The 18324-nt window shown below is 70.9% G+C and carries 16 protein-coding genes; 9 read left to right on the top strand and 7 right to left on the bottom strand.

All coding sequences use genetic code 11. From position 1 onward, the window contains the following. Positions 1 to 123: 123 nt before the first annotated feature. Positions 124 to 333 carry a hypothetical protein gene (locus ACFYYB_RS37100; RefSeq protein WP_389442041.1) on the bottom strand — a complete coding sequence of 70 codons (210 nt, stop codon included), beginning with the start codon at positions 331 to 333 and terminating at the stop codon, positions 124 to 126. A gap of 548 nt (positions 334 to 881) precedes the next feature. Here ACFYYB_RS37100 and ACFYYB_RS37095 point away from each other — a divergent pair. Genes ACFYYB_RS37095 through ACFYYB_RS37085 form a run of 3 tightly spaced genes read left to right on the top strand, consistent with a single transcriptional unit; the run spans position 882 to position 4903 of the window. After that, a complete protein-coding gene (locus ACFYYB_RS37095) occupies positions 882 to 3029 on the top strand; it encodes a helix-turn-helix transcriptional regulator (protein ID WP_389442038.1) in 2148 nt (715 codons plus the stop codon). A 3-nt stretch (positions 3030 to 3032) separates the two neighbouring features. Then, positions 3033 to 4028, top strand: coding sequence for a hypothetical protein (locus ACFYYB_RS37090; protein WP_389442036.1), 996 nt, complete (start codon positions 3033 to 3035; stop codon positions 4026 to 4028). Further along, positions 4025 to 4903, top strand: a complete 879-nt coding sequence (locus ACFYYB_RS37085; protein ID WP_389442033.1) for a DUF6339 family protein — start codon at positions 4025 to 4027, stop codon at positions 4901 to 4903. Before ACFYYB_RS37090 ends, ACFYYB_RS37085 begins: the two co-directional genes overlap by 4 nt. A gap of 17 nt (positions 4904 to 4920) precedes the next feature. On the opposite strand, the gene ACFYYB_RS37080 is transcribed toward ACFYYB_RS37085, so the two are convergent. From ACFYYB_RS37080 to ACFYYB_RS37065, 4 genes are all read right to left on the bottom strand, one after another. Then, positions 4921 to 6282 carry a DNA cytosine methyltransferase gene (locus tag ACFYYB_RS37080; protein WP_389442030.1) on the bottom strand — a complete coding sequence of 454 codons (1362 nt, stop codon included), beginning with the start codon at positions 6280 to 6282 and terminating at the stop codon, positions 4921 to 4923. Between the two features lie 11 nt (positions 6283 to 6293). Continuing rightward, on the bottom strand, positions 6294 to 7292 hold the full coding sequence (locus ACFYYB_RS37075; RefSeq protein ID WP_389442028.1) for a DNA cytosine methyltransferase: 999 nt from the start codon (positions 7290 to 7292) through the stop codon (positions 6294 to 6296). 470 nt (positions 7293 to 7762) lie between these two features. Next, positions 7763 to 9226 carry a DHA2 family efflux MFS transporter permease subunit gene (locus tag ACFYYB_RS37070; RefSeq protein ID WP_389442026.1) on the bottom strand — a complete coding sequence of 488 codons (1464 nt, stop codon included), beginning with the start codon at positions 9224 to 9226 and terminating at the stop codon, positions 7763 to 7765. Positions 9227 to 9240: 14 nt separating this feature from the next. Next, positions 9241 to 9879 (bottom strand): NADPH-dependent FMN reductase, encoded by a 639-nt coding sequence (locus ACFYYB_RS37065; RefSeq protein ID WP_389442023.1) that lies wholly within the window; start codon positions 9877 to 9879, stop codon positions 9241 to 9243. 112 nt (positions 9880 to 9991) lie between these two features. On the opposite strand from ACFYYB_RS37065, the gene ACFYYB_RS37060 reads away from it, so the two are divergent. From ACFYYB_RS37060 to ACFYYB_RS37040, 5 genes are all read left to right on the top strand, one after another. Beyond that, positions 9992 to 10645 carry a TetR/AcrR family transcriptional regulator gene (locus tag ACFYYB_RS37060; protein WP_389442021.1) on the top strand — a complete coding sequence of 218 codons (654 nt, stop codon included), beginning with the start codon at positions 9992 to 9994 and terminating at the stop codon, positions 10643 to 10645. Positions 10646 to 10770: 125 nt separating this feature from the next. Further along, positions 10771 to 11952, top strand: a complete 1182-nt coding sequence (locus tag ACFYYB_RS37055) for a serine hydrolase domain-containing protein (RefSeq protein ID WP_389442351.1) — start codon at positions 10771 to 10773, stop codon at positions 11950 to 11952. 123 nt (positions 11953 to 12075) lie between these two features. Beyond that, positions 12076 to 12657 (top strand): GNAT family N-acetyltransferase, encoded by a 582-nt coding sequence (locus ACFYYB_RS37050; protein WP_389442019.1) that lies wholly within the window; start codon positions 12076 to 12078, stop codon positions 12655 to 12657. Between the two features lie 65 nt (positions 12658 to 12722). After that, entirely contained in the window at positions 12723 to 13232 is a 510-nt protein-coding gene (locus tag ACFYYB_RS37045; RefSeq protein WP_389442016.1) for a SigE family RNA polymerase sigma factor, read from the top strand. Between the two features lie 86 nt (positions 13233 to 13318). Further along, positions 13319 to 14593 (top strand): hypothetical protein, encoded by a 1275-nt coding sequence (locus ACFYYB_RS37040; RefSeq protein ID WP_389442014.1) that lies wholly within the window; start codon positions 13319 to 13321, stop codon positions 14591 to 14593. Positions 14594 to 14682: 89 nt separating this feature from the next. On the opposite strand, the gene ACFYYB_RS37035 is transcribed toward ACFYYB_RS37040, so the two are convergent. Beyond that, positions 14683 to 16359: a bifunctional 3'-5' exonuclease/DNA polymerase gene (locus ACFYYB_RS37035; protein ID WP_389442011.1), complete on the bottom strand. Its 1677-nt coding sequence runs from the start codon at positions 16357 to 16359 to the stop codon at positions 14683 to 14685. A 331-nt stretch (positions 16360 to 16690) separates the two neighbouring features. Here ACFYYB_RS37035 and ACFYYB_RS37030 point away from each other — a divergent pair, with 331 nt between their 5' ends. After that, positions 16691 to 17869, top strand: a complete 1179-nt coding sequence (locus ACFYYB_RS37030) for a DUF2786 domain-containing protein (RefSeq protein ID WP_389442008.1) — start codon at positions 16691 to 16693, stop codon at positions 17867 to 17869. A gap of 6 nt (positions 17870 to 17875) precedes the next feature. On the opposite strand, the gene tatA is transcribed toward ACFYYB_RS37030, so the two are convergent. Beyond that, a complete protein-coding gene (gene tatA, locus ACFYYB_RS37025) occupies positions 17876 to 18073 on the bottom strand; it encodes a Sec-independent protein translocase subunit TatA (protein ID WP_389442006.1) in 198 nt (65 codons plus the stop codon). Positions 18074 to 18324 lie beyond the last annotated feature (251 nt).

Genomic DNA, 18324 nt, shown 5'->3' with positions numbered 1-18324 from the left:
GCCGGCCCGTCGTTCACCGTGGCGCTGGGCGTTTTTTCCACAATGCCTTCGCGAAGCGGAGGGGTCACCGCGAAGGCGCTATTTGTTGCGAGACCGAGACGGTTAGGCCCTTGACGTGCTGAATCAGATCGGGGGAGAGGTCTCGCCCGGGACGTCCGGCAGGCTCTGAGCGATCTCCGCCAGTGCGGGGAACCGGTTGATGAAATCCTTCTCGGACACTTCGTGTACGAGAAGAACCCCGGGAACCGCGGCCTTGCTTCCAGCCGTCACAATCGCCAGCCAGAATGCACTCGATTCCCGGCCGGAGTCGAGTGACTCGTCCTGCTCATTCATTATCCACCCCTGTGATTGATTGCATCCTGCAGCTGCACAGGGGTGCATTTGGTACACGTCCCCGTGTGAGATGGGTAAATCCAAGTCTATGGGTGAGACTTCCTTCCCCCGTCAAAAGCTAGGCGATGGAGGTATCGTGCGGCCAGTCCTTTGCGGAGGGGTTTCCTCTGTGCGGCTCTGGAGGTGTCTGCCGGGCATGGATTCGAAATTTGGACGTACTTCTGGCAGGTCGCCCGGCCTCCCGAGTTTCGGGTTTTGCGAGCGAGATGGGGTCCCCATCGAAAACAACCCTATCGGGCGCTCACTCGATCACGCAAGCCAAACTCACGCCCAACCGCCCCCCGTTTAAACGGAGTTGGCCGGTCCACTCGTGAAGGCGCGACGAACAAGGCAAATACCTGACCATTTAGGGCAAGTCGGGCATCGGACTGAGATGTTCTGGGGGTCGATCTCGATCAACTGCTGGTTGACGCCCACGCCCTTGTCAAATTAACCTCGTGATCCACAGCATGCGATCGGCATGGGAGTCCCAGGAGAGTAGGTGGCGCGTGGAGACAGGTGAGGAGTTCGGGCCCTGGCTGTCCCGACAGCTCAGGCTTGCGGGGAAGACGCAGGCCGAACTGGCCGACGAACTCAAGCTGACTCGGGCCGCGGTGTCCGCGTGGATCACCGGCAGGTCGACTCCTCGTCCGACCGTCATGACGGACATCGCCAAGGCGCTCGGCACGGACGTGGGTACGGTGCACACCCGCACCACCGATACCCAGGCCGGCCTCCCGGTCACCTGGTACCACCGCCCCGGCTATCCCGATGGCGGTCGCGACCTGGGCAATGCCGCGGCTTTTGCCTTCGACGCCGACGTGCAGGTCCTCGCGCGGGAGACGTGCCAGAACAGCCTGGACGAAAGGCTGACCGAGAACGGCCGCCCCGTCAAGGTCCGTTACACCCTGCACGAGCTCACCGGCGACGCCCTGGACGCCTTCCGCGAGGCGATCCTCTGGAACGATCTCTTTCCGCACTACTCCGCCGTCTCGGAGACCGCCGGCAACCAGAAGGTCGGCCGGGTCGTGGACGCCGGGGTGCGCGACATGTACGAGAAGGGCCGTCTGGTCCTGCTGCGCGTCGACGACTACAACGCTTCCGGTCTGACCGGCGACGATTACGGGGACGGCAAGTTCGCCGCCGTGGTCAGACGCCAACTGGAGAGCCTCAAGTCCGGTCCTGGGGCCGGTGGGTCGTACGGCTTGGGCAAGGCCACACTGTGGGCCACCAGTTCCCTCGGGCTCGTGCTCATCAACTCCACTCTCTCCGTGCCCCACGAGGGACGTACCGAACGGCGGGTCATCGGCCGCCTCGAACTGCCGTGGCGTGAGGTCGACGGCGAGTCGTACGCGGGCCCAGCCTGGTTCGGGCGCCCTGATCCCGACTCGCCGGGGGCCATGGTCGCCCGTTCCTGGTGGGCGGACGAGGAGGCCGTGGAGAAGCTGCATCTGGCGCGGGAGAGCGACGAACCCGGCACGTCCTTCCTCATCGTTGGTGCGCACGACGCGGCCGGGCTCGCGGCGAACTCCTTCGAGTCCGAGGACGGATCCGTCGACGACGAGGAGGGCGATGAGGACACGCGTGACATCAGCGCGATGCACGCCCGACTGGTCGAGGCGCTGGGGCGTGACTTCTGGGCCGCGATGACCGGCGGGGGCAGCAGGCTTCCCCTCCTGGAGGTCTCTGTCCGGGCCCTGCGCAACGGCAAGGAGGTCGTGGCGGAGCAGCAGGTGGACCCGTCCGCCGAGCAGCCTGCGCGGACCCGTGCCCTGAGGGCGTACTACGAGGGCACCACGGTGGATCGCCTCACCGAGGCCGGGCAAGTGGCCTCGCGGAGCATCCCGTTGAGGCTGCCGTTGTCCGGGGGGGCCCACGGGACGGTCGGCACGCACCAGGCGGTCTTGCTTCTCACGGAGGCGGAAGGGGACAGGGACGGGGCGAAGAACCGGATGCACTCGCTGCGCGGCAATCGCATGACCGTCAAGAAGACCGTCGTCCCGAGGCTGCCGAGCAGCACCAACCCTTTCCAGGCCGTTCTGCTGGTCGGGGAGGCAGCCGGAGAGACGGCCCCCTTCGCGAAGGAGGCCGAGGACTTCCTGCGTGCGGCGGAACCTCCCGAGCACGACCGTTGGGGGCAGACGGAAGAGCTGACACTGCGGTGGTCACCTTCCGCATACCGCCGGATCAACGCTCTGGCCGCCGAGGCCAACAATGCGGCGAGAGAACTTGTCGCACGGCCGAAGCGCAGCGGCGGCGAAGGCAGCGAGGCCCTGCGCAAGGCGTTGACGGTGCGGACGAGGCCCAAGGCCAAGACACCCGCCGGCCCCGTGGTTCCCCTCCTGGACGGGCTCGACGCGACGGTCGGCGACGCAGGGGAGTGGCGGATCACCGGAGAAGTGAGTATCCCTCGTGGCGACGAGATCATCCCGATGGTGCCGGTGGCCCAGCTGGACGTGCGCTCGGGGAGCCGCCCCAGGCTGGACTGGGCGGAACTGGTCGGCGTCGAGGGCTGTGAAGCGGTGGACGGAATGCTGTGCTTCACGCCTGGCGCGCGGCGTGCGAAGTTCCGAGGAACCACCGACGTCACCAGCCATCCGGTCAGGACCGTTCTCACCCGTCTCGTTGTCGAACTTCGTGCCGGAAAGGGTGAGTGAGAAGTGAAGTTCTACCCCTATAAGCGGCTCAACCGGCCGATCACGCTCAGAGTGACCTCTGTCTCCCTCAAGCTCTCCGACGGCACACGCGACCGGTTGGAGACCACGGCCTACTCGAACCAACAGCAGGCCGTCGCGCTCGGCATCGCGGGCCACACGGAATGGGTGAGCGCCAAGATCGACGTTTCGGCGACGCTGCCGCCCGGGGCGAATGCGCCGGACGCGCCCTGGTCGGATCTGTGTGTCCTTGCCGTGCTCACGGACGGCGAGACCAATGTGCGTACCTCGGTGAATCTCACGCTCGACGCCGAGGACGGCCGGGACTGGTCCGGCTCGCTGGAGGTGCTCCGTGACGATCACCTGGCACGGGCCTCCGTCGCCGTGTACGCCGTGGGGACGGTGGAGGGAGTGCGCGGACGGTCGATCGCCGAGACCGACCGGAGCTGGGTCATCGACACGGTTTCCGACGAGCCGGTCCGCGGGCTCCGGCTCGACGTTCAGAAGGCGTCGTTCAAGAGGAGCTCCCGGGTGTGGCTCCAGGCATACGCCGACGCGCCCTGGGTCGTGGACACCTCGGCCAGAGTTCCCACCGTGTTCGTGAACACCGATGTCGAAGGTGTCATCGATCTGTTGGACAGCAACGGCTCGGGTGTGGACAGCAAGGTGCGTGACCTCTTGGTCGCCCAGATGTCCACCGACGTCTGGACCGCGGTGCTTCACGGTGCCATCGGCGATCTGGAGGTGGAACCCGGTGGCGGGCCGGTCTTCCCCACCGACTGGCAGGGTGAGGTGTTGCGGGAGATGCTCCCGGACGTGATTCCCGGCGTCCATGTCGAGGAGGCCCTACGGCAGGTCCACCGCAGGCGCACCGGCGAATCGGGCTGGGTGGAGCTGCAGACGCGTATCCATTACGCGGCGGTCCGCCGCGCCGATGCCACCAAGGCGCTTGCCTTTGTCATCCGCAGTCTGGAACAGATGAACCGCGAGAGTGAGACGTGATCACCCAACCGAACCACGTACCGGCACGCCTGGGGCTGCTCGCCACCTCTGCCGTTGATCCGTTCCTCACCGAAGAGCTGCTCAAAGGCGAACAGGTTCACGGCGGCATCGATCTGGCCAAGGTCGTCGAGCCGCTCCCCGAGGACGATGCCAGGTGGGGGGTCGAACCGATCCGGAGCCTGGCGGAGGACGCCATGTTCGAGTTCCGGGAGGACCGCACCCGCGCCGACGCCTGGCTCGCGCCACGGCTCCATGCCACGCTGCGCCTGACCCGGCGAGAAGCGGCGGACAAGCGTCTGTGGAACCACCTCGCCCTGGCTGTGGCCCCGGACTATGTGGTCTGGCGGCACCTGTCGGAGCCGACGGCGAACAGGCCGGCAAAGCGCGTCGCCGCCGAGCGCTTCCGTGGTCCCGCGGACCGTCAGTGCTTCTCGCGCCTGTGGTGGGCGGCCGAGCTCTTCAGGAACGGGTCGGACTACGAGCCGGTCGAGGTCGCCTGCGGAAATCAGGACCTCATCCACACCGTTCTTCGGACCGAGCTGATCGATCACCGTCCCACCGCGCAGGCCCTGGTCCGTCTTCTGAAGAGCGGCCAGGTCTCCGGCGGGCGAGCGGTCAACGGCCTCAGCGTCGCGATCAACGCGGCGGGAGCAACCTTGATCTACGACATCCTCGGGCCGGACCAACCCCGCGACCCCGCCCGACTGCGGGACTGGATCGCGGAGGCGGAGTCGGCGCCACCGGTCGAGCGCTACGAACTCCCGAACGGGCCCGACGAGGACCCTGCCCCGGAGGAATCCGTGGCCGCGCTCACCGGCTACTTCGCGGAGCTGTTCGAGACCGCGCCGGTCAGGGGCAGGAAGAGCGGGGACTGACCCGGGGCGGCCTCGGACTACTCGGCCGACGCCTTCTTGCCCTTGCGAGGGCGCACGGAGGAAGGGGGAGGAACCTGGTCCTCGGGGCGCGGGCACCTGTCGGTGCAGGCGTCGGCGTCCCCGCAGCCGCTGCTTCGCAGCTTGGCCCGCTGCTCCTCCGTGGCCGGCTGCCACGGCTTCCGCAACGCCTCCGGGTCCGGCTTGGGGAGCCCCAGGGCGGCGCTCAGCAGGTGTGCGCCGAACAGCGGCGGTACCGCGTTGCCCACCTGCTGGGCCTGCGCGGTACCGGACCACGGATAGTCCGGCGGGAAGGTCTGCAGCAGCCCGGCCTCGTTCATGCTGAACCGCGGGCCCTCGTAGACGATGTTCTCGTCGAGGTGCTCGAAGACCACGAAGCGGGAGATGCGGCCGGTGACGGTGGCGGCGGGCTGCTGGTCGGTCCGCACTCCGCGCCTTCCCGGAATCCCGGAACTGCCGTAGTTCGAGCGGACCAGGAAGGGGTTCGGACGTCCCGGGTGCGAGCCCACCGGTTCCCCGAGGGCATCCCGCATCGACCTCCAGTGCTGGGGCTCCTCGTCCTTCTTCGATGCGGTGGCGCTGTCGTCGAGAGTCGGTTGATGGACCTGACTCGCGGCTTGGTCGGGTTCGCGGGTCAGGTTCTTCCGATTCCATTCCTTCGCTTCGTAGGAATGGTGGGTCCGACGGGGGAGCGAGGGCTCGCCGAGCCCTTCGCGCCGAGCGATCAGCACCGCGCGGGATCGTGTCTGGGGCACCCCGTAGGTCTCGGTGGCCAGGGTGTCGACGACGACCTTGTACTTGGTCCCATCGGGGAGCCCCGTCTCTTCCAGGACCTTGGCGTAGTGCCTCCAGAGCGGAGCCACCGCAGGGACCTGCTCCAGGACGATGACGTCGTACGGGCGGTGTCCCCGATTGGGGCTCCTGGTCGCCTGAATCGCGTACCGGAGAGGTTCGAGGACCAACGCCGTGCGCGGATCGGTGAGGGTGCTCAGCTCCTCGTCGATCTTCTGGTCGGACTCGCCCGCCATCAGCCACTCGATGTACTTCGCGACCCGGTCCAAGGCCTGGCGTCCGGCGCCGTGCCCGGCCACAGAGTACGTCTGGCACGGAGGGCCGCCCGCGAGCACATTGATCTCCGGCGGCAGGGACTCGAAGGAATCTCTGCGCGCCGCGCTCACGTCGGCGTGAAGGGTGTCCAGCCCGGCCGCGTATCGCGTGAGGCACGCACTTTTGTCCCACTCGATGCCGAGGCTCGGGAGGTCGAGCCCCTGCGCAGCGACATCCAGCCCTCCGGGTCCTGCGAAGAGGTCCAGGACAAAGGGTTTGTCGAGGATGGGCTGCTGGTGCGCCGAGCTGGTCATGTGGTGGAAGTTTAGCCGGCCTCAGGCCCTCGCGTATCCCCGTTCAATGCTGCGGCCACGGCCCGTCCCAGAGCCTCTCCGACCGGCGGTGGGGTCGCGTGCCCGATCTGTCGGTATCGGGCGGTCTTGAGGCCGGAGATCCGCCATGCTTCGGGGAAGGCTTGGAGCAGTGCGGTCTGGTCCACCGTGATCCGTACCAGTCCGTCGTCACCGAGTGCCGGATCCCATGTGAAGTCGGGGCCGGGCGGTTCGTTCCCGAAGGACTTCGTGTAGACCCCCATCCGTCGCCACTTGGCCTTCGTGCCGCTCGGTCCGAAGTCGGGGCCGCCGTGCGTCTTGGATCCACCCACCAAGGTGGGTGCCACGCTCGCCGCCTGGGCCGCCCAACGATCGGCGTCCTGCCAGCCGCGGGAACGCATCGACGGCGCCAGCGCCGCCCCGACCGACACGTGCCGGTGAACGCTGGGCCGGGGTGGTCGGAAGGCACCGGCCCACTGCTGTTTGACGGCCACGACGATGCCCTGCAAGCGGTGCTGGGGCACTCCGAAGTCGGAGGCGTTCAGGATGAACCAGGTCAGTGCGTAGCCGAGGTGCTCCAGCTCTTCGCGGAGGAAGTCACGAATCGGTGCCAGAGAGTCCTCGTCGACCAGGGTGGGCACGTTCTCGATGATCAGTGCACGTGGCTGGACGGAGTGGACCAGATAGGCGGTCGCCTCGATGAGGCGCAGTTCGACGTCCGACGAGCGCCGACGCGTCGCCGATGCGCTCGACCTCACCCTGGGGAGGCCGGCTGTCAGCAGATCGACGTCGTACACCTCGGGGTGGTCCACGGGGTCGAAGTCGAGAAGGTCCGCTTCCAGCACGTTCCAATGCGGCCGGTTGGCTTTGAGGGTGTCGCAGGCAGTCGCCTCGTTGTCCAGGAGGAGGCGAGGCGTGAAGCCCGCTCGTTCCAGCCCCAAGGCGAGTCCACCTGCCCCCGAGCAGACGTCGACAAAGCTCAGCCCGCTCAACGATTCCTCCCCTGCCCCCGCCGGACCTCCGCGGGGCTCCACCGCCGACGCGCTACGGAGAGCCGCGTGATCCGGTGCTTCATGCTCGGGCCTCACGCTGGTGGCTCGGTCCCGACGACGGTCGAGTCCGTGGCGTCGAGCCGCCGGAGTACGGCTGTCGTGTCGATTCCATCACGGGTGTCGGTGTCCGCGTAGGTGAAGTCGATACGCCGGTTGCAGAAGCCGGCCCGAGGGGAACGCGCGCTGCTGCCTTGGGGGTGGGCTCCTGAGGGGCGGTTCACTGCGAAGAGCGATCAGCGGATTGGCGTGCCGACTCTGCGCAACCTTGGGTTCTGTTTTCAAGGGCTGGTTGAGCTGGGTGTGTTCGTGCCGGGCCACGTCCTTGGCTGTTCTGGCGGGATGGTCGTGGGCGGGCGGTGGGTCCCCGTCGTGTTCCGCTTCGGTGGTGTGACCCGGGGGAGCGGGGCGGGTCAGGGGTGGTGTTTGGGGAGGAGGGTGGCGGGGACGGCGGCCAGGGCCAGGAGGGTTGCGGCGATGGCGTACGTGGTGCGGAAGCCTGGTGGGGTGGTGCCGGCTGAGGTGAGGGTGACCGAGAGGAGGGCCGTGCCGACCGAGGCGCCGATCTGGGAGTTGATGCTCAGGATGGTGCTCGCCGCGGTCAGGCGGGACTTCGGGAGGCTTCGGCTCGCGGTGGTCATCGTCGGCATCAGGACCATGCCGGCGCCGATGCCCATGACGACCGAGGCGGCGACGAACCGCCAGGGGGCCGCCTCCGGGGACCCGGCCTGGAGGGCGGTCAGGGCCATGCCCAGCGCGCCGGTCGCGATCCCGGCGCGGATCAGTCGGCGCGGGGACACCTTGTCGACGCGGCGCGAGGCGATCTGCATGACCAGCCCCACGGTGAGGCCGGTCGGGGCGCCCAGGAGCCCGGCCGCCGTCGCGCTCATGCCGCGGCTCTGCTGCCAGTACATCGGTCCGAGCAGCATGGAACCGAAGTAGCCGCAGGTGAAGAGGGCGAGCGTGAGGATTCCGGCGCCGAAGGTGCGGTCGCGCAGGAGCCGGAGGTCGAGGAGCGGTTCACGGGCCGTCAGGGCCCGTCGGGCGAAGGCGGCCACGAGCGCGGCGCCGGCCAGGGTGGGGAACAGGGCGTCGGGGGCGGTGAAGGTGCCGCCTTCCCCGCCCCGGGCCAGGCCGTAGAGGAGGAGGGCGAGGCCCGGGGAGAGCATCAGCAGGCCGGGTACGTCCAGCCGGGGCGCGGCGGACGGGTCGCCGGGGGCATCGGAGCGCAGCAGCTTCGCGGCGAGGAACAGGGCGACCGCCCCCACGGGGAGGTTGACCAGGAAGATCCACTGCCAGGACGCCGAGTCGACCAGCCAGCCGCCCAGCACCGGGCCGGCCACCGGCCCGACGATGATGGGCAGCCCGAGCAGGGCCATCACCCGTCCGAGTCGGGCCGGGTCCGCCGTGCGCATCACCATGGCCATGCCGACGGGCATGAGCAGTCCGCCGCCGAGGCCCTGCACCGCGCGGAAGGCGATCAGGCTCCCGGCGCTCCAGGCGCACGCGGCGAGGAGGGAGCCGAGGGAGAACAGGGTGAGGGCGCCCAGGTAGGTGCGTTTGGCGCCGAAGCGGCCCATCGCCCAGGCCGAGGCCGGGATGACGGCGGCGAGCGCGAGCGTGTAGGCGCTGGCGGCCCACTGGATCGTGGCCAGGGGAGCGTGGAAGGCCTCGGATAGGCGGTGCAGGGCGACGTTGACGATCGTCATGTCGAGCACCGACATGACCGAGCCGACGATGACGACGCCCGCGGTGCGGTGGAGCTCGCGCGGTGGTGGGGTGGGGGCCGTGGGGCCTGACGGTCCCGTCCGGCCCGACGGGACCGCGGGGGCCGTGGAGTGTGGGGTCGCGCCTTCGGGGGGCTGGGGCGTGCGCATCTTTGTGCCGCCCCTCAGCCCTGGTACGGGCGGTTCGCGCGGGCGGCGCGCAGGGCGCGTCCCCACCAGGCCAGCTGGCCGAGCATTCCCTTGACCGCGCCCTCGGCCACGGCGGTGTCGCGCGGAAGGCCGTCCGGGCCGAGACCGGACCACGGGCCGTGCAGGCTGACGGAGTCGCGCACGGTCATGGCGTGCAGCTCGGCGAAGATCAGCCGGAGCTGCTCGACGGCGCGCAGGCCGCCGCCGATGCCGCCGTACGAGACGAAGCCGGCGGGCTTGGCGTGCCACTCCCCGTGGTGCCAGTCGATGAGGTTCTTCAGTACCGCCGGGAAGCTGTGGTTGTACTCGGGGGTGACGATGACGAAGGCGTCGGCGGCGGCCAGCCGCGGGCTGACCTTCGCGAGGGCGGCGGCCGCCTGCTCGCTCGGGGAGCCGCCCCAGCCGGGCATGGCCAGCGGCAGGTCGATGTCGGCGAGGTCGATGAGGTCGAGGTCCAGGCCGCCGAGGGCGCCGGCGGCGCCGAGGAACCAGTCGGCGACGGCGGGGCCCTGGCGGCCCTCGCGGACGCTGCCGAGGATGACGGCGACGCGCAGCGGCGCGTCCTCCTCAGGAGTGGGCGTGGGAGTGGTGGTGGGAGTGTGGGCGGTGGTCATGGCAGGTTCCCCCTCGGTGGTGGTGCGGGCGCCCCGTGCGGCCGCCCCTCCGGTAAACTACAACGAGCGTTGTAATAAGTGCAACGACCGTTGTAGTTTTTTTGGAGGCGAAGTGAGCGGCGCAACCAGTGCCAAGAAGCTGGAGAAGCAGATCGCCATCGCGAGCGCGTCCTGCGGGGTCTTCGGCCGCGAGGGCTACACCCGGGCGACCGTGGACGAACTCGCCGCCGCGGCCGGCGTCTCGACCCGCACGCTCTACAACCACTTCCCGGGCGGCAAGGCGATGCTCTTCGCCACCGTCGTCACCTGGACCTCGGGGCAGGTGCGCGATGCCCAGATCGCCCAGATCGAAGCCGTCCTGAACCCCGAACGCCCGCCCCGCCCCGAGGACCTGGAGCGGGACCTCGTCGCCTTCGCGCACCGGGTCATCGGGCTCATGACCGACTACGCCGACCACTTCGCGCTCGTCCGCCACATCCACGCCGAAGCCGACCACGTGCCGCCGGAGGTGCTGGAGGCCTGGGTGAACGCCGGTCCGGGCCCCGTGTCCCGGGCGCTCGGGGACGCGATGGCGGGCCTCGACGCCGCCGGGCTGATCGACGTGCGCGGTGACGCGATGCTGGCCGGCGCCCACTTCATGGCGCTGACCTCGACCGCCATCTCGCAGCTCTCCCACTACGGGGTCCTGCCCCTCCCCAAGGAGCAGACCGACCACCTGATCTCGGGCGGCGTGGGCGCCTTCCTGCGGGCCTATCGGGCTGGTTGAAGGAGCACCCCGCCCGTACCCCGCCCTCCGGGGTCGCCCGGCCCCCGCCCCGGGGCTACGTTGGACGGGTGAGCACGACACGGTTGCGCAGGGCGGCTGTGGGAGCAGCCGCCGTGGGGCTCCTCATGGTGCCCGTGGGGGCCGGTGTCGGGTACGCCGTGGACGTGCCGACACCCCCGGCGGCGAGCAGTTCGGCCGTCTCCGACGAGTTTCCGCAGCTCACCCCCGCCGTGGCGCGGCAATTGGACGACGCCATCCGGAAGGTGATGGACGAGGCGAAGGTGCCCGGGGTGCAGGTCGCCCTGTCGGCGCCGGGCAAGGGGACGTACGTACGTGCCTTCGGCGTGGCCGACAAGGCCACCGGTGCGCCCATGACCGACCGCCTCAACATGCGGATCGGCAGTGAGACCAAGACCTTCACCGTGACCGCGATGCTGAAGCTGGTCGACGAGGGCAAGATCGGGCTGGACGACCCCATAGGCAAATACGTCGAGGGCGTGCCCAACGGCGACCGCATCACGCTGCGCGAGCTGGCGGGCATGCGCAGCGGGCTGTTCAACTACTCGGCCGACGAGGACTTCTTCAAGGCGCTGACCAGCGACCCCGACCGGCCCTTCACCCCGCAGGAGCTGCTCGCGTACTCCTTCAAGCACCCGGTGCTCTTCGAGCCGAACGCGAGGTTCTTCTACTGCAACACCAACCTGATCCTGCTCGGGCTCGTCGTGGAGAAGATCAGCGGGCAGTCGCTCGCCGACTACATCACCGAGGAGGTCCTCCGGCCCGCCGGGCTGAAGAACACCCTCTTCCCGACCGGCGCCGAGTTCCCGGCCCCGCACTCCCAGGGCTACACGGATCAGACGGCCTCGGGGAAGACCGAGGACTCCGCCGACTGGAACCCCTCCTGGGGCTGGGCCGCCGGAGCGATGATCTCCGACCTCACGGACCTGCGGCAGTGGGCCAAGGTGGTGGCCACCGGCAGGACGGCCACGGGCGAACTGCTCACCCCCGCCACGCAGGCCGAGCGACTCGACGTCGTCGATGCCCTGCCGGGCACCGGCTACGGACTGGGGATCTTCAACGTCCAGGGGTGGATCGGGCACAACGGCTCGCTGCCCGGCTACCAGTCGTTGACGGTCTACAACCCGCAACAGTCCGATGCCACCCTGGTGGTGCTGCTCAACACCGACATCTCCGCGCAGGGGGAGGAGCCGAGCACCCTCTTCGGCGAGGCGATCACCAAGATCGTGACCCCGGAGCACGTCTACACCCTCCCGGCCCAGCCCGTCACCGGGGACGAGAACCACTGACCGTCCGGCGGGCCGCCGCCCCGGTTCCCCGTCGGCCCGGCCGTAGCGTGGGGCGACGGCGCTGGATGGGGACCTCCCGCGCACAATGGAACCGGCGCGTGGGAGTGGACTAGGGAGAACGATGTGAACGGTCGGAATACGGTGGACGAGGTCCTGGTGGCGGCGGACCCGGCCAAGGTGGTCCTGCGGCAGGCGGGCGAGGCCGATCTGGACACCGCCGCCGAGCTCTTCCGGGGCTACCTGGAGTTCTACGAGGTGGAGGTCGAGGACCCCGCGCGTCCGCGCGCCTTCCTGGCGGAGCGGCTGGCGGCCGGGGACTCCTTCGTCCTGCTCGCCGAGGTCCCGGGTGCGGGAACGGTCGGCTTCACGCAGGTCTACCCGATGATCTCCTCGCTGGCCATGAAGCCCGCGTGGCTGCTGGGCGACCTGTACGTGGCCCCCGCCGGCCGCCGTACGGGCGCGGGCCGCGCGCTGCTGCGCGAGGTGCTGCGCCGGGCGCGGGAGGCGGGGGTCTCGGGCGTGCAGCTGGAGACGGCGTACGACAACCTCGTCGCGCAGGGGCTGTACGAGGCGGAGGGGTTTGTCCGCGAGGAGTTCCACATGTACTTCCACGACCTTTCCGAGACGGGTGCCGGGGCCGGTTCCGGGGCGGGCTCGGAGGCGGGCTCGGAGCCTGGTTCCGCGACGGTTTCCGAATCGGTTTGAGATCGACTGAAACATTCCCCGTCCCCGTCGCGTCATTGGTGTGAGACGGACGCGAGGGGGAGCGGATGGGGTACGGACGCAGAGATGGGTTCCGTGAGTTCGCGATGGGCAGATCGGCGTACTTGTACCGGTCGGCCTGTCTGCTGACGAGCGGTGACACCCACCTCGCGGAGGATCTCGTACAGGAGACCCTCGGGCGGATGTACCTGCTCTGGGCACGCGTCGCACGGATCGACAATCCGGCGGCGTACGCGCAAACCGTTCTGGTGCGTGCCTTCCTGACGCACCAGCGCCGCCGGTCGGCGGGGGAACGTCCGGTCGGGGAGTTCCCCGACACGGGCGCACCGGCCGGCGGCGATCCGGCGCTGCGGCTGACGCTGCTGGAGGCGCTGGGGCGGCTGGCGCCGAAGGACCGGGCGGTCCTGGTGCTGCGGTACTGGGAGGACCGCAGCGTCGAGGAGACCGCCGACGCGATGAACGTCAGCTCGGCGGCCGTACGGACCCGCAGCTCGCGCGCGCTGACCCGGCTGCGCGAGCAACTGGGCGGCTCGCTCACGGAGTTCGCGGGACGCTGAGCCGGGCGCCGGCCCTCCTGTGCGCGCCTCCATCCCTTCTTCTCTTCTCATACCCCAATCCCTTTGGACGGAAGGTCTGATTCCGCATGCCCTTTGAAGATGAGCTCGGTGAGGCCTTCCGGCGTACGGGCGACGGCTTCACGTCGGAGGGACGCGACCTCGTGGACGCCGGAGAGCGGCGCGGGCGGCGGATGGTGGCCCGTCGCCGGGCCGCCATGGCCGGCGGCTCGGCGCTCGCCCTGGCACTGATCGGCACCGCCGGGGCCTACGCGAACGGGCTGCTCGGGACGGACGGCGGTGGTGGCGGCGGGGTGAACGTGGCCTCCTCGAAGGAGCCGCCCGCGCCGACGCCCCCGACGCTGGAGCCGGGCATGGGCCGCGTCGGCAGTGGGGCCGTCTCCGCCGATGAGCTGACCGGGGTGTTCAAACAGCTCCTGCCGCAGGGCGTGCTCAGCAACATCGAGTCCCGGGGCACGGGCGACGAGCCGGGCCCGATGGTGACCGGGGTCTTCGACGACGGCGACGGCTTGGGCCGCATCGGCTTCGGCCTCAGCCGGGTGGACCCGAAGAGCGGGATGGCCGAAGACATGATCAAGTGCCCCTCCAAGGCCACCTTGAAGTTCGACAGTTGCAGCTCCGAGAAGCTCGCGGACGGCTCCCGGCTGATGCTCTTCAAGGGGTACGAGTACCCCGACCACCGGGCGGACGTGAAGTGCTGGCGCGCCACGGTCGTGACCCCCCAGGGGTTCCTCGTGGACGCCCAGGAGTGGAACTCGAAGGAAGAGAAGGGCGCGCCCGTCTCCCGTCCGACGCCGCCGCTGACGCTCGCGCAGCTCAAGGCGCTCGTGATCTCCCCGCTGTGGCACCCCGCCCTCAACGACCTGCCGGCCGCCGGCCAGGAGTCGCAGCGGGAGCCCGCCCGCAAGGGGATGAAGGCCGTGGACATCCTGGAGGGCATGCTGAGCAACGACGGGATCCCGATCGTGCACAGGGACCAGGACGGCTCCGACCTGGGCTACGTGGTGCTCAACGAGGGCAAGGGCAAGTCGCTGGTCAGCCTCCAGATCCAGCCGGACAGCGTCAAGTACCCGGGGATGTGGGCCGACGTGTTCGCGTCCGCCGAGACGCTGCCGAACGGAATGAAGGTCCTGACCCGGCAGCAGCCGGGGGAGAAGGGCGGGGCCGGGGTGGTCTGGTGGAGCGCCGAGGCGCTGCTGCCGAACGGGACCCGGGTGATCGTGTCCGCGTTCAACGCCGAGAGCCAGTCCTCGGCGGCGACCCGCAAGGAGCCGGCGCTGACGCTGGCCCGGATGAAGGAGCTCGCGACGAGCTCGAAGTGGGCCTCGGAGTACGGGCAGTAGGAGGGACCCCTGGCCGGCCAAGTCCCCGGGCCGGCCGAGTCCCCGGGCCGGCCGAGTGAGTGGGCCGGCCGAGTCCCCGCTTCCCCGCGTCACTTCGCGTCCGCGTAGCACTCCACGACGGCCGTGGTGAACGGGAAGCGGACAGGGGTCTCGCCGAAGGTGAGGCGGCCGGCCAGTTCGCCCGCCTCGCGGATCGCCGCGGCCACGGCAGGCGCCTCCTCCTCAGGGCAGTGGACGATGACCTCGTCGTGCTGGAAGAAGACCAGCTCGGCCCGCATCCCCGCCTCCGCGAGGGACCGGCGCAGGGCCGCGAGCAGGAGCAGCGCCCAGTCCGCGGCGCTGCCCTGCACGACGAAGTTGCGGGTGAAGCGGCCGCGCGCCCGGGCGTCGGTCGAGGCGTAGCTGGGGACGTAGCCGTCGGGGGCCTCCTCCGCATCCTCCGGATCGGCCGCCGGCGGGCAGGTCCGGCCCAGCCAGGTCCGTACGAGCCGGCCCTCCTCGCCCGCCTTCGCGGCGTCGTCCACGTAGGCCACGGCCCGGGGGAAGCGGCGGCGCAGCGCTGCCAGGTTCTTCAGGCCGTCCCCGGAGGTCTGCCCGTACACCGCGCCGAGCACGGCGATCTTGGCCATGTCGCGGTCGCCGGAGAAGCCCTGGCGGGAAATGGAGGTGTACAGGTCCTCGGGGCGGCCGGCCACCTCCATGAAGGCGGGGTCGCGGGAGATCGCGGCGAGCACCCGGGGCTCCATCTGGTCGGCGTCGGCCACGACCAGCCGCCAGCCGGGGTCGGCGACGACCGCCCGGCGGATCACCTTCGGGATCTGCAGGGCCCCGCCGCCGTTGGTGACCCAGCGGCCGGTGTAGGTGCCGCCGGGGATGAACTCGGGGCGGAAGCGGCCGTCGTGGACCCAGTCCGCGAGCCAGGACCAGCCGTGGGCGGTGTAGATCCGGTACAGCTTCTTGAACGCGAGCAGCGGCTCCACGGCGGGGTGCTCCAGGTCCTGGATCTCCCAGCGGCGGGTGGACTTGAGCTTGATGCCGGCCTCCGCGAAGGCCTTGATGACGTCGGCGGCGAGCTCCGGCCGTACGCGCCGCCCGAACGCCGTCGAGACCTCGTCGGCCAGCTCCGCGAGCCGGCGCGGCTGCCCGCGCCCCGCGTACCGCTCGCCGAGCAGCTCCGTCAGCAGGGCCCGGTGGACGTCGGCCCGCCAGGGCAGGCCCGCGCGGTTCATCTCGGCGGCCACGAGGAAGGCCGCCGACTCGGAGGCCACGAGCAGCCGCATCCGGTCGGGGTGGGCGGTGGCGGCCAGCCGCTGCGCCTGGTCGGCGTGGACCGCGACGAGGGCGTCGAGGGGCACGGGGGTGGGCCGGGGGTCGAAGAGCGAGTGCTGGCTGCCGGGCTCCGCCGCGCGCTGCGGGGGATCGGGCGGTACGGGGGTGTTCGTCAGCCGGGCCCAGGCGGCGGCCGCCGAGCGGGGTTCGCCGAGTCGGCCCTCGTGGGCCAGCAGGAGCAGCTCGGCGTCCTCGATGTCGTGGCAGCGCTCGACACGGGCGCCGGCGGCGAGCAGCCGGGGGTAGACGGCCGGGGTGGACCGCCAGACCCAGCGGGTGCCGGCGGGGGCCGCGCGGATCGCCTCGGCGGGGTCGGTGACCGTGACACGGGCTCCGCCCGCGGGCCCTTCGGGCCCGTCGGCTCCGTCCAGGGGCGCGGCGTGCCACCGGCCGTCGCCGTCCTCGGCGAGGGCCCACCGGGGCGTGCGGTCGCTCATGAGTGCGAGTGTCCCACCGGGGTCTGACAGGGCCGGTGCGCGGCGCGCTGGCACGGGTGTGCGGGCCGCTGCGCGGGGGCGAAGTCCCCTCCCCGCCCTTCGCCCGTTCCCCGGGCTCTGCCCGGACCCCGGTCCTCAAGCGCCGGACGGGCTGGGGGTACCGGGCTGTGCCCGTACCTCTTGGGGCTCCGCCCCGGACCCCGGACCCCGGGCCTAGCGCGCCGGGCGGCTGGGTTTGGCTCCGCCCCGGCCCCGGCCCCCGGGCCTCGCGTGCCGGGCGGCTGGATGGGCCCGGGGCGGAGCCGGGGGGCGGGCGTGCCAAGCTGAAAGGGTGAGAGACATCGTCGACCGGGCCTGTGAGGCCGCGCTGTACAACCAGGACGACGCCGGGCTGGACGCCGGGGCGTCGGTGCTCGTCGCCGAAGGTGACCGGTGGGGCGGGGTCGGGCAGGCGCTGATCGCGCGCGGTGAGGAGTACCTCCGCCAGGCCTGGGAGCGCGGATGGCGGCCCGCCGACGTGCTGCGGCTCGTACGCCGGGACCTGGAGCAGGCGCACCTGCGGATCGCCGAGGACCTGGTCGCGGCCGAGGCCCGGCGGTACGCGCGGCTGCCCGAGCGGTGGACCGACGCCGAGGTGTGGTGGGGGGACGACACCCGGTACGGGGAGCAGCTGGTCCAGCGGGAGCGCACCGACCGCTTCAGCCTGGCCGGGACCGTCCTGGAGGTGTTCCGGCTGCTGATCAGGCTGCCGTCCATCGAGCCGGTCGGGCCGCTGCCCGGGGACCCGGCCGACCTGCTCGAACACGCGCACATCGAGCCCCGCATGCTCGGGCGGATCCGGGCCCTGCTCGCGAAGGCCGAGGCGACCACCTTCCCGGAGGAGGCGGAGGCGCTCAGCGCCAAGGCGCAGGAGCTCATGGCCCGGCACACCGTGGACGCGGCGCTCCTCGCGGTGAAGTCGGGCACGGCGCAGATACCCGGCGCCTGCCGGATCGGGGTCGAGGCCCCGTACGAGGAGGCCAAGGCGGTGCTGCTCGACGCGGTGGCGGGCGCGAACCGGTGCCGGTCGGTGTGGAACAGCGCCTACGAGTTCTCCACGGTCGTCGGCTTCGAGAGCGACCTGGAGGCGGTGGAGCTGCTGTACACCTCCCTGCTCGTCCAGGGCACCGCCGCGATGACCCGCGCGGAGGCCGGGCAGCGGGCGGGCGGCCGCAAGCGCACCAAGACCTTCCGGCAGTCCTTCCTCCTGGCCTACGCGAGCCGGCTGGGCCAGCGCCTCGCCGAGACGGCCGAGCACACGGTGGCCGACACCGTGGCCGAGGCCCCCGACAACCTGCCGGCCCTGGTCGCCCGGGACGTGGCCGTCACCTCGCGGGCCGAGGAGATGTTCCCCCGGACCACGACGACCCGGCTGCGCGGGGCGACCGACCTCGCGGGCTGGGAGGACGGCACGGCCGCCGCCGACCGGGCGCACATGGCGGACGGCCGTCGCGCCTCCCTGCGGCAGTAGCCCGGATCAGCGCTCGGCCGGCGCGGCCGGCGCGGCGGGCGCGGCGGGGTCTTCCTCGCGCAGCGCACGGGCCTCGGCCTTCAGGATCCGGGCGGACCGGCCCAGGCCCCGGGCCATCTCGGGCAGCTTCTTCGAGCCGAACAGCATCAGGCAGACGAGCACGACGATGGCGAGGTGCCACGGTTCCAGGCCGTTCCTGAGCATGGGTGTGTCCGCCTTCCGGAGCGAGTGCCGGCAGCCTGCCGGGCGGTGCCTGGACCGGCCCCACCCAGCCGATCATCGGCGCTTCGGGCCGCCGGCGCCACGGATCAGGCCAAGCCTGAAGAACACCTGAAGCCCGGGGCGTGCCCTGGCTGCCCTGCGGGGCTGTCCCCTACCCGCCCTTCCACCGTTCCCCGGGCTCCGCCCGGACCCGTACGCGCTCCGCGCCCGTGCCCTCAAACGCCGGGCGATGG

This window comes from Streptomyces sp. NPDC002886 (assembly GCF_042888445.1).
Classification (GTDB): domain Bacteria; phylum Actinomycetota; class Actinomycetes; order Streptomycetales; family Streptomycetaceae; genus Streptomyces.
Note: the sequence above shows the minus strand (reverse complement) of the source record. Positions and strands in the feature narration are given on the sequence as shown.